This is a genomic window from Paenibacillus sp. FSL R5-0341 (assembly GCF_037975235.1).
GTDB classification, from domain to species: Bacteria; Bacillota; Bacilli; order Paenibacillales; family Paenibacillaceae; genus Paenibacillus; species Paenibacillus amylolyticus_A.
Window position 1 is genome coordinate 4,346,242 of record NZ_CP150241.1, and the last position, 14,979, is coordinate 4,361,220.

At 47.2% G+C, this 14,979-nt stretch carries 14 protein-coding genes; 1 reads left to right on the forward strand and 13 read right to left on the reverse strand.

Annotation, left to right across the window (positions count from 1 at the left end):
• Positions 1-21: 21 nt before the first annotated feature.
• From MKX75_RS19465 to MKX75_RS19495, 7 genes are all read right to left on the reverse strand, one after another.
• The gene (locus tag MKX75_RS19465) at positions 22-822 is read right to left on the reverse strand and encodes a LytTR family DNA-binding domain-containing protein (protein WP_076333307.1); all 801 of its coding nucleotides are present in this window, start codon (positions 820-822) and stop codon (positions 22-24) included.
• 10 nt (positions 823-832) lie between these two features.
• Positions 833-2,485, reverse strand: coding sequence for a sensor histidine kinase (locus tag MKX75_RS19470; RefSeq protein WP_145151332.1), 1,653 nt, complete (start codon positions 2,483-2,485; stop codon positions 833-835).
• A 1,002-nt stretch (positions 2,486-3,487) separates the two neighbouring features.
• Positions 3,488-3,775: a stage VI sporulation protein F gene (locus MKX75_RS19475; protein WP_062835347.1), complete on the reverse strand. Its 288-nt coding sequence runs from the start codon at positions 3,773-3,775 to the stop codon at positions 3,488-3,490.
• A gap of 114 nt (positions 3,776-3,889) precedes the next feature.
• Positions 3,890-5,935, reverse strand: a complete 2,046-nt coding sequence (recG, locus tag MKX75_RS19480) for an ATP-dependent DNA helicase RecG (RefSeq protein WP_062835348.1) — start codon at positions 5,933-5,935, stop codon at positions 3,890-3,892.
• Between the two features lie 10 nt (positions 5,936-5,945).
• Positions 5,946-6,809 (reverse strand): DegV family protein, encoded by an 864-nt coding sequence (locus MKX75_RS19485; protein WP_076333309.1) that lies wholly within the window; start codon positions 6,807-6,809, stop codon positions 5,946-5,948.
• Between the two features lie 215 nt (positions 6,810-7,024).
• Positions 7,025-8,836: a DAK2 domain-containing protein gene (locus tag MKX75_RS19490; RefSeq protein WP_339166464.1), complete on the reverse strand. Its 1,812-nt coding sequence runs from the start codon at positions 8,834-8,836 to the stop codon at positions 7,025-7,027.
• 62 nt (positions 8,837-8,898) lie between these two features.
• Positions 8,899-9,072, reverse strand: a complete 174-nt coding sequence (locus MKX75_RS19495; protein ID WP_175623796.1) for a hypothetical protein — start codon at positions 9,070-9,072, stop codon at positions 8,899-8,901.
• 400 nt (positions 9,073-9,472) lie between these two features.
• On the opposite strand from MKX75_RS19495, the gene rpmB reads away from it, so the two are divergent.
• Entirely contained in the window at positions 9,473-9,661 is a 189-nt protein-coding gene (gene rpmB / locus MKX75_RS19500) for a 50S ribosomal protein L28 (RefSeq protein WP_017687459.1), read from the forward strand.
• Between the two features lie 194 nt (positions 9,662-9,855).
• On the opposite strand, the gene spoVM is transcribed toward rpmB, so the two are convergent.
• The 6 genes from spoVM to MKX75_RS19530 form a co-directional block, all read right to left on the reverse strand.
• The gene (gene spoVM, locus MKX75_RS19505; RefSeq protein ID WP_019424875.1) at positions 9,856-9,936 is read right to left on the reverse strand and encodes a stage V sporulation protein SpoVM; all 81 of its coding nucleotides are present in this window, start codon (positions 9,934-9,936) and stop codon (positions 9,856-9,858) included.
• Positions 9,937-10,103: 167 nt separating this feature from the next.
• Positions 10,104-10,355, reverse strand: coding sequence for a hypothetical protein (locus tag MKX75_RS19510; protein WP_076333311.1), 252 nt, complete (start codon positions 10,353-10,355; stop codon positions 10,104-10,106).
• Positions 10,356-10,358: 3 nt separating this feature from the next.
• Positions 10,359-11,018 carry a ribulose-phosphate 3-epimerase gene (rpe, locus tag MKX75_RS19515; RefSeq protein ID WP_017687456.1) on the reverse strand — a complete coding sequence of 220 codons (660 nt, stop codon included), beginning with the start codon at positions 11,016-11,018 and terminating at the stop codon, positions 10,359-10,361.
• 1 nt (position 11,019) lies between these two features.
• On the reverse strand, positions 11,020-11,928 hold the full coding sequence (rsgA, locus tag MKX75_RS19520; protein ID WP_062835353.1) for a ribosome small subunit-dependent GTPase A: 909 nt from the start codon (positions 11,926-11,928) through the stop codon (positions 11,020-11,022).
• A gap of 61 nt (positions 11,929-11,989) precedes the next feature.
• Positions 11,990-14,200, reverse strand: a complete 2,211-nt coding sequence (pknB, locus tag MKX75_RS19525) for a Stk1 family PASTA domain-containing Ser/Thr kinase (protein WP_339166466.1) — start codon at positions 14,198-14,200, stop codon at positions 11,990-11,992.
• A complete protein-coding gene (locus MKX75_RS19530; RefSeq protein ID WP_076333313.1) occupies positions 14,197-14,973 on the reverse strand; it encodes a Stp1/IreP family PP2C-type Ser/Thr phosphatase in 777 nt (258 codons plus the stop codon). The genes pknB and MKX75_RS19530 overlap by 4 nt, the downstream gene beginning before the upstream one ends.
• Between the last annotated feature and the right edge of the window lie 6 nt (positions 14,974-14,979).

Here is a 14,979-nt window from a genome sequence, read left to right on the forward strand (position 1 = left end):
CAGATGCGGAATGAAATGCTTCTAGATGCGCATGAGTTGCCTGAATTCTTTGACCTTACCACGACTCACAGGTACTTCAGCTTCCAAATCGCGCAGACGGAGCAGATACGTATTGTTGAACCAAGGTACAATTTCACGGATTTGAGACAGATTTACGACATACGAACGGTGGCAGCGAAAGAACGTGTCCTGAGGCAGACGGCTGTGAAAATCCGATATGCTCACTGGCATGGTGAACTCCCCATTTTTGGTATATACCTTCGTCACTTTCTCCTGCGCTTCCGCATAGTAGATATCTGCCGTATCCGTAACAATAATATTGTCATTCCGCAGCAAATTAATTCTTCTGTCCGTATGTGAATTCGTATCTCGTTCTCGTAACAGTTCCCCCTGCACAGAAGGTCCGTCCACCAGAGGGGCTGGCCCATCATCAACACGTTGCTCCACTGGCGTATGATCGCGCTTGAATGCCAGTTCCAGCTTATGGAGCATCGCAGCGATTCTCTTCTCGTCATAAGGCTTGAGAATATAATCAAACGCCTCCAACTCAAAGGCTTCTGCTGCATGTTCCTTGTACGCCGTAGTAAAAACAATATAGGGTTTCGTTGCAAACTTCCCGATATGATGGGCCAGCATCATGCCGTCCAGCGAAGGAATATTGATATCGAGAAAAATGACATCAACTTCTTGTTCCTGCAAAAATTTCAGCACATCCAGCCCGTCTTCAAGGCGATCCACCACCTCAATCTGACTATGTTCCTGGATCAGGTAATTCAATTCTTCGCTTGCCAGAATCTCGTCTTCCACAATAAGAGCTCTCATTGATCCATCATCACCTTGTTACGACATCTCCTTTGGGCACATCAAATAAAATATCGGTTCCTTGTTCCAACCTTGTAATGGTTACACCTTGTCCGTAGATAAGTTTGACCCGGCGATGCACGTTGTATAGCCCAATCTGGTTACCAGGCATACGGTCGTGGTAGACGCGCTCAATAATATCTGCACTGATGCCTGCTCCTGTATCACTGACACTGATTCGTACAAACTCCGGATAATCCTGTACCCGAATTCGAACAGTCCCGGGTCCTTTCACCTTGAGAATGCCATGAATAATGGCATTTTCGACGAGTGGCTGGATGACAAGACTCGGAATATGTACGGCCACCTCATCAATGTCATAGATCACGTTAAGTCGACTGCCGAAGCGAGCTTTCTCAATCTCTACATAATTGCGGACCTGCTCCAGCTCCTTATGAATATCGATCAACTCATCCGACAGCTCCAGATTGTAGCGCATGTACCCGGATAAATTCACAATCAGCTCCCGTGCACGATCCGGTTTGGTTCGGATGGACGAAGCAATCGCATTCAGCGCATTAAATAGAAAATGAGGATGAATGGTTGTCTGTAATGCGCGGAGCTCTGCTTTGTTGGCAGCGGCCTTGATCTCCTCTACCCTCGATACCTCCATCTGGGTCGAGATGATCTGCGACAGACCTACCGCCATCGTTTGTAATGGATACGTAATTTTGTACGCTTTGCGATAATAGATTTTCAGCGCACCTGTAATGTCTCCTCGTTCTTTGAGTGGAATGATTAAGAGTGAGTGGATATCCGGTGTTTTTTCATCAATGACATCATTACTGATCGTAATCTCCCCGCTGGATATCGTCTTCTTCGTCATCTCACTTATAATTTCATTACCAATATGATATCGTTCCTCACCAAACCCTACATAAGCCAGCACATTCCGGGTATCCGTAATTGCAACCGCATCGGCCTGAATATCCTCCTGGATAATCCGGCAGATTTTGCGCAGAGAATCCTCATCAATCGAACGAAAATACGGCAAGGTTTTGTTTGCAATCTCCAGTGCCAGCTTCGCCTGACGAGCCGCAATCATTTCCTTTTCCCCTTCGACACTCTGCACCAAGAGCACAATCAGCCCAATGTTGACTTCACCCAGAATCATAGGCAGCGCAATCTGTGAAACAATATCAGCACCCAGTGGATCGGGATAGGAAAATAGCAGGATTAGTAACATCGTGAGCGCTTCACAGATCATTCCGGCACCAATACCGATGATCCATCGCTTCGGCTTGGGCGTATACTTATGTATATATCCAGAGACCAGACCTGCAAGGATACTCGTGATTAGACACGGTATAGCTGTGACTCCATCCATATCGATTAAATACCGATGCACACCGGAAACAATCCCCGTAATAATACCCACAGGCGCTCCGAACAAAATACCACCCGATAACACGGCGATGATCCGCACATTCACCAGTGAACCTTCGACATTAATGCCCGTATACGTCCCGAAGATGGCAAAAGCACAGAATAACAAGGTAACCGCAATATACTCCTGCCACCTTAATTTCCCCTTTTGCAGAATCTGCCTAAACCTCGGCACCCTCGACAGAAAGAATAAAAATATAATCAACAGCGCCGCCCGTTCAAATAAACCCAGCAGCATCGTAAACATCTCCAATCGTACTTCCTCCACATCTGTCTGATATAAATGCATACCGACACAGCCACGTCTTTTTGACGTAATATCCAGGACATCAATCGCTACTGCTCGTATGCTCGTATGCTCGTATGCTCGTATGCTCGTATGCTCGTATGCTCGTATGCTCGTATGCTCGTATGCAACAGTTTACCGCTCCCCCCAAAGGAAAGCAAAGTCCATCCTGTGAAAATGCATCAACAAGACTGCACCAAGCACACAATAGTTTCTCATCCCTTAACTTCTATAAAAATGTCCGATTCCAGAAAAACCTATGTTATAATCAGTTGTCATGTTATTCCAATTATTCAGTGAAAATTAATACAGAAAGGTGTTCATGCATGCTTGCCATTCTACTTCTAGGCTCACTCTTACTTTTTAGTCTAATATGGCTTACCCTATATACTGTCTCCAGACGATCCAAGGATCCTGATCGGTCCACATGGCTTGTCCTGCAAATTATTTTATTTATTTCAATCCTGACTTTAATTGTACAGGACTACATCCTCAAAGAAATTCCATACAACAGCATTATAATTGTAGTTCTAATCATAACTTTAATATTCATCAGCTCTTTCCAGGATAGAAGCAAGAGTACCAAAAGATAAAATACATATAAACACTCAATGTAAAGCTCCACTAACCCCTCTATAGCATGCCTTCACCACAAAAAAGGGGTGTTCCATCATGTCATACATGACTAATGGAACACCCCTTCTTACATTACCACACAATCATTCGATGTAATTTGGTTTTTTATAAAATGAACTCCAGCTACACAGTAACGGAGAGTGCAGAACCAATCTGAAGAAGCGAAGCGTGCGCCTTTATCCCCGGATTTTACCCTTTAGAAAAGGGAATCCAAAAAAATCCGGGGATAACAGTGATCGGAAGATGGTACTGCACTCGGAGTGGTCACGTGTAACACCCTGTAGTTCATTTTACCCCACCCAACATGACATCGAATCCCTACCTAAACATCCCCCACAGCTTAATCAGATGAAACGTATTGTTCGGATCAATCTTCTGTGCGAGCACAAAAGCAACAAACTGCTCCTCCTGCGCCGTAGAGAAATTCTCATTCATAATAACTGCCGAAGACTTGACCAATCTTCTAACCTTGGCCTTATCTTGCAGATCAGACTTGGTCACGCCATCAATCAACTTTTTGATACGCTCTTTGACAGCGGGATTTTTCATCTTTAGTTTGATCCGCTCCACCAGCTGCGGACTGATTCCATATTGTTGGTAACCCAAAACGTACAGCACCTCCCAAAGAATAAGCTCACTTCTTATTCATATGTCGGGAGGGCTTGTACACTTGTCTTTTTTTACAAAGGTAATACGAAAAACCCGCCGCCATGGGCAGCTTTAATCAATCAGATCACCTTTAAATACTTGCTGTTGCTGTAGAAAATCACGCAGAGGTGTATAGTCCACAGACGTCCAGAAATCCGCTTCTGCAATCAACTGGGATACATCATCTCTGGCCTGTTCCAACACAGCAAAATCTGCAACCATGTCGGCAAGACGGAACTCGGGCAATCCGCTCTGTTTGGTACCAAAGAAATCACCTGGACCCCGGAGGTCCAGATCCCGACGCGATACCTCGAATCCATCCTCGGTTTCCGTCATGACCTTCATGCGCTCCTGTCCAACCTCCGTCTTGGGATCAGCAATGAGTACACAATAGGATGCATGGGCACCACGACCAACCCGACCACGCAGCTGATGCAGCTGGGACAGACCGAAACGATCTGCATCCATAATGACCATTAACGTGGCATTCGGCACATCGACCCCAACCTCCACAACGGTGGTGGAGACGAGCAGCTGAATATCATTGCTATAGAAGTCGCGCATCATCTCTTCTTTCTCCGCAGCCGTCATCCGTCCATGCAGCAGACCTACACGATATTTCGGAAAGTTCTGCTGCATCTGCACATGCAGATCAATCGCGTTCTGCACATCCAGCTTCTCCGACTCTTCAATAAGTGGACAGATCAGATAGGCCTGACGGCCCTGATCCACTTCTCTGGAGATAAAACCGAGCACCCGCTCCATCATATCGTGCTTGACCCAATACGTGGAGATTGGAATCCGTCCTTTCGGTCGTTCTGAGATCGTGGATACCTCAATATCCCCAAAAGCCGTAATCGCAAGTGTCCGCGGAATTGGCGTAGCCGTCATCGTCAGCACATCCGGATTATATCCTTTGCGTCTCAAAACGCTGCGCTGATTCACACCGAAGCGATGCTGCTCGTCCGTCACCACAAGACCCAGATCACGGAAGAAAACATCTTCCTGAATCAGGGCGTGTGTACCCACCACGATATCAATCATGCCCATTTGCAACGAGGCGATCAGATCTTTACGTTTACGTCCATTTACACTGCCCGTTAAGAGCCCTACGGTTACCCCAAACGGTTCAAATAGCTTTTGCAGTGAACGCATATGCTGCTCCGCCAGAATCTCCGTAGGCACCATCAGAGCCCCTTGGAAACCGGATCGAACAGTTGTGTATAGCGCAATGGCCGCAATAACCGTTTTACCCGATCCTACATCACCCTGCAATAACCGGTTCATTGCATAGGGCGAACGCATATCGTGCAAAATTTCAAGCTCCACCTTTTTCTGAGCATCTGTCAGTTCAAAAGGTAAACTGCGTACAAACTCACGAATCGTCGTATTATCCGTAGTATGTACCACGCCATCCATGCGATTTCGATTCAACGCACGATACGCCTGCATTTTCAACTGGAATAGAAACAGCTCTTCATACACCATCCGCTGTCTTGCCTGCTGACCTTCCCGGTTGTCCTGCGGACGATGAATTCCTGCAATCGCCTGCTTTCGTGGCATCAAACTATATTTTTTCATCAATGATTGGGGCAGAATCTCGGGGATCATATCTCCGAATTGAACTAACCCCTGATTGATCGTTTTGCGCATCCATTGTTGCGTCAGCTTGCCGGTTACCGAGTATACAGGTTGCAATGTGCCTGAACGCCCATCCCCTTTATCGGGGAACTCCGAGTCAGTGACCGTCATCTGCATACGTTTTTGTTCCCATTTGCCTGTAATTACAATCTCCCGATTGGGTGTAAGTTGCTCTTTGAGAAAATGGCGATTAAACCAGGTTGCGGTAATCATCCACTCTTCCGTCATGATCTTACAGGTGAGACGGGACTTTTTGCCGTATCGTTGTAATACAGGAATACCCATTACCTGTCCCTGGACCGTGATCTTGTCCCCGTCCTTCACTTCACTAAGCGAACGCAGACGATAATCCTCATAACGGAACGGATAATATTCAAGCAGGTCTTTAACAGTAGAGATGCCAAAGGCGTGAAGCTCTCCCTCTTTGAGAGCACTCACGCCGTTAATTTGCTTAACTGATATTTCTTCCAATTTCATGTCTAATCCCTCATTCCGGAACAGGCCACATAAAGATCGCAATGACACCAGGTCCAACATGACTGCCTATTACGGCTCCAATATTGGTATAGATCACTTCATTCAGTGTAAAATGTCCACGCAGCTGCTCTGCACAAGCGATTGCTGATCCCGGGTCAGCGGTATGACCTACCGCCAGGTTAACCCGTTTGCCTGCGAGATCCTTCTGGAACAGTTCAATAATGCGTGCCATTGCTTTTTTATGACCTCTGACTTTCTCAACTGCGTAGATCACGCCTTCTTCATCAATAGACAGGATCGGCTTAATGTTAAGCAACGTTCCCAAGATGGCTGAAGCTTTGCCAATCCGACCGCCCTTTTGCAGATACTCAAGGGTATCCACGAGAAAGAACAATTTACGAGATTGTTGCATCCCTTCAATAGCGGCAGCGATTTCGGTTGCTGACTTGCCCTGTTCGGCAAGTTCAGCAGCCTGTACTACCATCAGACCGTATCCATACGATGCTGACTTCGAATCCAGCACGGTGATGTCACCCTCACGCTCCAGCAAAGACTTGCCGAGCATAGCCGATTGATAGGTACCACTCATGCCGGATGACAGGTGGATCGATACAATCGGACGTTCCGGGTTCTCATCAAGCAGTGCCTGATATACATTCATGAAATCGGTTGGAGATGGCTGTGAAGTTGTAGGCAACACAGAACTCTTCTTCAATTTTTCATAGAACTGTTCCGAAGTCAGATCAACGCCGTCTGCATAGGTTTCTTCCCCGAACAGAACACGCAGCGGAACAATGTGAATCCCGTATTTGCGAATGAGTTCTTCGGGAATATCTGCCGTACTGTCCGTTACAATTGCAACCTTGTGGCTCATGACTCTCCTCCTCTTCGCTAGAGTGCTATTAATACATGTTCAAAAAGTCAACGATTCAGCACCGAGAAGGTTGCGAGAACCTGAAGGAGGAGGAGCGGAGTGTAGGCAAACCTACATGAGCACCGGACTCCGAAGGTGAACGCAAGATTCGATGTCGAGTTTGCTTCATGAGCTACTTCGTGATCAATTGGTACTTTTTGAACAATCCCTTTATTTTAGGACTCTACGGAGAACAGATAATAATACACCGGCTGTCCTCCAAGATGTACCTCTACCTCAGCATCAGGATACTGTTCTTCAAGCCATGCAGCGAGGGCAGCGGTAACCTCAGGGTCAGCTTCTTCCCCTTCAAGGATCGTCACCACTTCATCACCACTCTCCATCATCTGCTTGAGCAGACCTTCACATGCTTGAAGCATGGTTTCATCCGTCGCTACAATTTTGGAGTTATGAATACCGATGTAGTGCCCCGCTTTGATATCCAGTTCATCATATTGCGTATCGCGAACCGCATGAGTCACTTGACCGGACTGTACCCGGCTAATCGCCTCGAGCATCTGGTCACGGTTCGTTTCCGCAGATTCATCTTCCTGGAAAGCAAAAGCAGCAGCCATTCCCTGTGGAATGGTCTTGCTTGGAATGACCGTAATCCGACGTTCGTCTTCAAGCAATTCACGAGCCTGCTCGGCAGCCAGTACAATGTTAGAATTGTTCGGGAGTATAAATACCTGCTCCGCAGCAATGGAACGAACGGCTTTTACAAAATCCTCCGTACTTGGATTCATCGTCTGTCCACCAGATAGAACGACATCGACGCCCAGACTTTGGAAAATCTCTGCAATACCGTCACCGGAGGATACCGCAATAAAACCGTACGGTGCCATCTCATCCGCAGGAAGCACAGCCTCTTCCAGGCTACGCGCTGCCTCAGGTGGAATCTCTGCAAACAATTCAGGTGAAGGAGCGATGTCCATGCCTGCTGTCAGCAGATCCCGATGCTGTTCACGCATATTCAGAATATGAATCTGTGTGATTTCACCATATTGAAGTGCCAGGTTTAATACATCGCCTGGTGTCTTGGAATGGACATGAACTTTGATCACTTCATCATCGGCAATGATAATGATCGAATCCCCATTTACTGACAACGCTTTCCGGAATGCCTCGTCATCGAATGCCACTCCTGCGTTCTCTCCAAGCTCACGATTAATGAAAAATTCCATGTCATACAGGAATTCAATATCTTCCGTTTCCAATCTCGCCTGAGCGGACAATGGCATCTCTGGTGCAATCACCTGCTGCTGTGCAGGCTTCTTGACAACCACTTCTGCCGGTGCAGACGGTTTCAAAGCAGATGCTGCCACGGATGGAGTTACTTCTTTCTTCAAAGAAGTACGATTCACTCCGTCACTTTGAAGCAATACTTCCATAAAGCCTTCGTAGATATATACAAGCCCCTGACCACCTGAATCCACAACACCAACCTGTTTCAGTACAGGCAGTAATTCCGGAGTCATTGCCAGTGCTTCTTTTGCTTTTAACAAAACTTCATTCATTAATTCAGTAATATCATTCGTCCGTCTTGCGTAGTAATTGGCATGTTTGGCCGCTTCCTTGGCTACGGTAAGAATGGTCCCTTCAACGGGCTTTACGACAGCTTTGTAAGCTGCGTCAACACCGTTCTGCAGGGCTGCTGCAAATTGGAGCGTATTCAGTTCCTCATAGGGAGCAGCTGAACGACTAAATCCACGGAACAATTGCGATAGAATAACTCCCGAATTTCCCCGTGCGCCCATAAGCAAGCCTTTCGATAAAATACCGGCAGCTTCGCCGATGGAGGCAGAACTTTTTCTTTTAATCTCTGCAACTCCTGCACTCATTGTCAAATTCATGTTCGTTCCCGTGTCACCATCTGGCACAGGGAAAACATTCAGGGAATTGACGTGCTCTGCATGCTGTCCAAGTTGTTCCGCTCCGGCAAGTACCATTGCGGTGAAATCTGTTCCATTTAAAGAACGTATACTCAAGTGAGAATTCCCCTTCCTAGCTTGATACACGAACACCTTGCACCAAGATGTGTCTGGTCTGTTCATGCGCTAACGCGGACTGCGTTATTCTTCGTCCATACCTTGTCCGGCACAGGCATACAATACATAATGTCAGCCGGATTAACGGTCTGGGCGGCCGGGCTACCAATATCCTGCACTCTCTGCACCCCTAACTTCGGGGCATACGGATATGCACCGGTATCAAGAGCCGGCATGAATGCCGCATGGAGACTGGTGCCAATGATGGAATGCCGCAGCTCACAGCGTTGCCAAAAAGCAGACCACCGACCTCTAAGTACGGTTTATTCTCCGACTTCCTCGCGGCAACAGCCTGTTCACCACTGTATTATGGACTATTCAACATTGTACTATATTAGACAGGAGAAATAAATAAAGTTTTTGGATCAGTTGACGAAGCTTTTTTGATTATGATATTATATTCAAGTATTGTTTTATGCAGGTTAAGTAATGGAAATGATCCGGTCATGCCGGCTTAAACAACACCATTAGCTACTGAAACCTGATCTTCTTGGTCAGGAAGAACAATTTAGTCCTTATGGAATGACTTATCGTTTCTGAAGGCAACTGGTTATTTTAGGATAGGAGGTGTAATCTATGTCTCGCAAATGTTATGTGACAGGTAAGAAACCGGGCACCGGTAACCACGTATCCCACGCTAACAACCGTAACCGTCGTACTTGGGGCGTAAACGTTCAGAAGGTCCGCATTCTCGTTGACGGTAAACCAAAACGTGTATACGTAAGCACCCGTGCACTGAAAGCCGGTAAAGTGACTCGCGTATAATCACGCAAAGCTACTATAAATCGGGTAAGCAAAAAGCACCTTGTTCCTTGCAGGTGCTTTTTTGGTATTCAAAAAAGGGATTCTTGAATACGCTCATGAACATGTGAATGGCCGCCGCATGACACTTCGCAGGTACGAATTCCAGATAAGCCTGAGCCAAAACGGCGGTATTCCCTGTTACCTTATCAATCTGATCAGTTCTTTTGAAACGTATTAAGAATCGCCTTTACAAACCCTCCCAAAAACTTCGGCAGTTTGAATGTGTAAAATTTCATAATTCACCCTCCCCATCATGCTCATGCGTCCGCCGTATCCTATGCTTCAGGCCTTCTTTACCTCTAACACGACAAAAAAGGCTACATGAGAAACCTGCTCATGTAACCATATTTATGCGGAACCTTCGATCCCTATTCCACAATGACAAGCCCGAAGATCAGGTCATTTACGTTTGGGGAGGAATGTATTGATAGACAGCGATCATGAAAACACTCAGTAAATAATACAGTATGCTGAATATGACAAAAGTAACCCGATGTCCCGTACGATCAAATTTGCGGAAATACATAATAACAACGCCCACCCCGATCAATGACGTAATGGCATTATACGGGGATTGAATAACCGCAAACAAAGCAAGCACAAGTCCCGTCGCGAGACTCGCAGCCATCGTCCACAGCGTCTCCTTGAGGGTCATAGATCAGCCTCCGTAGCTACGACGGATTTCAGTTATCGCGGCAGCACGATCTTCACGACCAAATACGGCACTTCCGGCAACCAGTACATCCGCTCCAGCTTCCACCACAAGCGGGGCTGTATCGGCAGCAATTCCGCCATCCACTTCGATATGTACATCATGGCGTCCCTTTTCGTTCAACCAGGTACGAATCTGCTTGATTTTGTTCATGGTACCCGAGATAAATGCCTGTCCGCCAAAGCCAGGATTTACCGTCATAACAAGAACCATATCTACATCATCCAGAACTTCGAGAATGGCTGACGCTGGCGTTCCCGGATTAAGGGCAACCCCTGCCTTCACTCCTTGCTCCTTGATCAGATGAATAACCCGGTGCAGATGCACACAAGCCTCAGCATGAACAGTAATTACCGCTGCTCCCGCTTTGGCAAATTCCTCAACATAACGCTCAGGATTCTCAATCATCAAGTGCACATCAAGCGGCAAGCTTGTATGTGGAGCGATCGCCTTCACAATCGCAGGTCCAAGCGTAATATTAGGGACGAAATGACCGTCCATAACGTCAACATGAATCCAGTCTCCTCCTGCAGCTTGGGCTTCTGCAACTTCAGCACCAAGTCGGGCAAAATCAGCTGATAATATCGATGGGGCAATTTTAATCATGTTAATACCTCCGCTTCTTATCTTTCATTTCGGTCAGGAACAGCACATAGTGCTGATATCGGCTTTCGGAGATCAGACCTTCCTCCTTGGCCGCAAGCACACGGCAGCCTGGTTCATGTGTATGGGTACAACCTCGGAATTTGCACTGATCTGCAAACTGGGCAAATTCCCGGAAACAAGTGGAGAGTTCCTCCACACCGATCTCCAGAAAGTCCAGTTGGCTGAATCCTGGCGTATCCGCAACGAATCCACCATTATCCAAAGGAATAAGCTCCACGTGCCTGGTGGTGTGTTTCCCTCGTCCTAGACGCATGCTGATCGCACTCGTCTCCAGCGTCAGGCCTGGCATCAATGCATTTAACATGGACGACTTTCCTACACCGGATTGACCAGAGAATACGCTAATCTTACCAGCGAGACGGTCCCTGAGCAGTTCACTGCCTTCGCCGGTACGTGAACTTGTGGAAATCACTTCGTAACCAACCTGTTCATACAATGCTTTCACTTCAGCAACAGTGTCTTTGGCTGGATCAGCCAAATCCTGCTTGGTCAGCACAATCAGAGCATCCAGTCCAGCTTGCTCGATGTGAACGAGGAACTTGTCCAACAGATTCAGGTTCATATCCGGTTCTTTCACTGAGAATAACAGAACAGCCAAACTTACGTTGGCCACCGGAGGACGGATGAGTTCTGTCTCACGCTTCCGGATTTCATCTACCGTTCCTTCTCCGTTTTCAGTCAACATGTAGCTGACACGGTCACCTACAAGCGGTGACGTTCCTCGTTTTCTGAAGATACCTCTGGCTCGACATTGAACGGCGGAACCTTCAACCGAAGGAACCCCGTTGTCTTCCACTGGCATGACATAATAGTAACCGCTTAGCGCTTTAACGATGATACCTTCTGGCATAGCTCCGTCGCCCTCCTTTAGATGGTGGTACATTTACTCCAGACGCCAGCATAAGCCGCCCTTATGGACGGCTTGATGCGTTGATGACTTCCTTTTTCTTCTCTTTTTCCTTGCCGTGCCCTTTACCATTATTCATGGCTGAAGTGTCTTCATCTCCGCTGTCACCCTCACCATCTGCCGGTGTGGACTCAGGCTCACCTTCCTGATTGGGATCAACACTGCCCTCATCTACGTTGCCTTCACCTGGGTCAGGCTCATTTTCTGGCGGCGTCTGCGTGCTTTGTTCCGGGTCAATGGAAGGTACGTTTACTGTTCCGTTTTTGGCTTCACTGTAGGAGACAAGATACGTATCCAGGAACTGTCCATCACGATATACGGACACAGCCCCATTTTCATTTGGAGCGAGCACAAGCGGAATGGTCAAGGTCTGGGTTGAGTTCACAGTGCGAGTTCCCCATTCCTGATTTTTGCCGCGTGCGTCTTCATATGTGATACGGATTTTACTGTTTTTGCCCTCTTCTTTGGGTGATACATTGATATTAAAAGGATATTGCAGCGCTTCAGGCGGATACCCTGTACTGATAAAGATGGTAATTTTATCACCAGGACTCACCTCTGTGCCCGCTTCCACAGGCCATTGCTGAGTCACCTTGCCCTGGTCCACCGTATAACTTGATTCTTCCTGCACCTGAGCAAGCACAAGTCCAGCAGATTTCAGTTTTTCTTCGGCTTCACTGCGGGTAAGATTTTTCAGATCAGGCATTTTGACCGTTTCGGTACCTTTACTTACGGTTAACTCAATCTGAACGATCTCAGGATCGAATTCCTCATTGACACCAGGTGTCTGGGAAATAACAGTACCTGAAGCCACATCATTGGAGAACTCATCTTTCCGCTGAATCTGATCTTCCTTAATGCCAAGCGCAGTTAATTTCTTAACAGCCTCATCGTAAGTCTCTTGTTTGACATCAATCATCTTCACCAGTTCTTTTTCTGCACCAACACTGATCTGGACCTCGGAGCCTTCTTTGACGACATCGCCTTCTTTTCTGCTCTGGTCAAAGACTATGCCGGGTTCGACATCTTCCTTATACAAACGGATGACCTCATCACTGACGACAAGCCCTTTCTCCTCAAGCATTTCCCGAGCCTTTTCTTCCGTCTGGGTGATCACGTTAGGTACGGTAACTTCAGGCACAACTAGCATACCCTTGACATACCATACAACGCCCACCATGGCGATTAGAATAAGAACAGTTAATGAAATGAGTAATGTTGGCTTCTTCCAGTTCTTAACTTTCGCCTTACCCTTGCCAGTTGCTTCATCAGACTCCATCACAGGCACTGCACCCGTCGATGTAACTCCGCGTGGCTCAGGTTTGATGGCTGGCATAACGCGAGTCTGGTCTATATCATCCTCATCCGGAAAATCAATCTTCGTTTCATTGCGTCTCTCCGGCATCAGGCAAGTTTCCAGATCGGTTTGCATTTCTTTGGCCGACTGATAACGTTCCTGCGGATTTTTACGCATCGATTTCAGAATGACATTTTCCACACTTTGCGGAATCAATGGATTGAATTTACGTGGTTCATCGAATTCTTCCTGCAAATGCTTCAATGCCACACTGATTGGACTTTCTCCCAGAAACGGAAGTTGCCCAGTCAGCATTTGGTAGAGTACGATCCCAAGAGAATATAAGTCCGATTTTTCGCCAGTAACGATGCCTTTGGCATGCTCTGGTGAGAAGTAATGTACAGAACCGACTACAGAACCCGTCTGCGTAATCGTTGTAGATGTAACGGCACGCGCGATCCCGAAATCCGTTACCTTCACGCGGCCATTCCGTCCAATTAATATATTATGGGGTTTGATATCCCGATGAATGATTTGATTATGATGTGCATGATCAAGAGCATCTGCAATCTGGGAAGCAATTCGCACCGATTCATCCACCTGCAGAGGCGCACGTTCTTTTATAATTTCATTCAGGTTTTTGCCTTCCACATACTCCATCACAATATAATGAACATCATCTTCCTGCCCCACGTCATATATACTGACTACATTCGGGTGAGACAGTGATGCGGCCGATTGTGCTTCCCTGCGGAAACGGCGAATAAACTCTTCATCATGCACAAACTGTTGTCTAAGGACTTTGATCGCTACATTCCGGTTCAGCAGAAGATCCTGGGCTTTGTACACGAGAGCCATGCCGCCACCGCCGACACGCTCAATCACTTCATAGCGTCCGCCTAGCTGATGCCCAATCATGACTCACACCCCGTTTCCGTATCCACGGAACCTTCCTTCTGCAACTCGAACAAGGCAACCGTGATGTTGTCGTCTCCCCCAGCAAGTAAAGCCAACTGAAGTAATCGGTCTGCACGATCTTCCAATGCCAGTTCCAGATTGCCGGCAACCTGAATAATCTGCTCATTGCTGACGAGGTTACTGAGACCATCACTGCACAGAAGAAGAACTTCGCCTTCTTCCAGCTTGACGGTATCCAGGTCTACCTTCACCTCGGCATCTGTTCCAAGCGCACGAGTTAGCACGTTGCGACGGGGATGATGTGACACATCCTCTTTGCTGATCTGGCCATTTTTGAACAATTCATTCACCAGTGTATGGTCCTCGGTCAACTGGATTACAGCTTTATTCGCAATTTTGTAGGCTCTGCTATCACCGATGTGGCCAATAACACCTTCCGTATCGTTCAATAATGCCGCAACCACCGTTGTACCCATGTTGTGATACTTGTCATCTGTAGATGCCGTGCGGAAGATAACTTCGTTGGCATGCAAAATAGCATCGCTGAGGGCTGCAGACAGAGACGCATGTGACAGACCTGGTTCCAGCGTTCCCAGATCGTTCACCAACGTCTCCACTGCCAAGCGGCTTGCCGTATCCCCTGCAAGATGTCCACCCATGCCATCGGCAACAATACCCAGAATATATCCTGTATCGAGATTACGAATCCAGGCTGAATCTTCATTCACCGAACGCACTCGTCCGATATGGCTCACATGAACTGTTTTGATCAAAACGTT

Bases quoted from the DNA above. Each gene is read 5' to 3' on its own strand.
- MKX75_RS19465 (WP_076333307.1), bottom strand. From the start codon at position 822: ATGAGAGCTCTTATTGTGGAAGACGAGATTCTGGCAAGCGAAGAATTG.
- MKX75_RS19470 (WP_145151332.1), bottom strand. From the start codon at position 2,485: ATGCTGCTGGGTTTATTTGAACGGGCGGCGCTGTTGATTATATTTTTA.
- recG (WP_062835348.1), bottom strand. From the start codon at position 5,935: ATGAAATTGGAAGAAATATCAGTTAAGCAAATTAACGGCGTGAGTGCT.
- MKX75_RS19485 (WP_076333309.1), bottom strand. From the start codon at position 6,809: ATGAGCCACAAGGTTGCAATTGTAACGGACAGTACGGCAGATATTCCC.
- MKX75_RS19495 (WP_175623796.1), bottom strand. From the start codon at position 9,072: ATGCCGGCTCTTGATACCGGTGCATATCCGTATGCCCCGAAGTTAGGG.
- rpmB (WP_017687459.1), top strand. From the start codon at position 9,473: ATGTCTCGCAAATGTTATGTGACAGGTAAGAAACCGGGCACCGGTAAC.
- spoVM (WP_019424875.1), bottom strand. From the start codon at position 9,936: ATGAAATTTTACACATTCAAACTGCCGAAGTTTTTGGGAGGGTTTGTA.
- MKX75_RS19510 (WP_076333311.1), bottom strand. From the start codon at position 10,355: ATGACCCTCAAGGAGACGCTGTGGACGATGGCTGCGAGTCTCGCGACG.
- rpe (WP_017687456.1), bottom strand. From the start codon at position 11,018: ATGATTAAAATTGCCCCATCGATATTATCAGCTGATTTTGCCCGACTT.
- rsgA (WP_062835353.1), bottom strand. From the start codon at position 11,928: ATGCCAGAAGGTATCATCGTTAAAGCGCTAAGCGGTTACTATTATGTC.
- pknB (WP_339166466.1), bottom strand. From the start codon at position 14,200: ATGATTGGGCATCAGCTAGGCGGACGCTATGAAGTGATTGAGCGTGTC.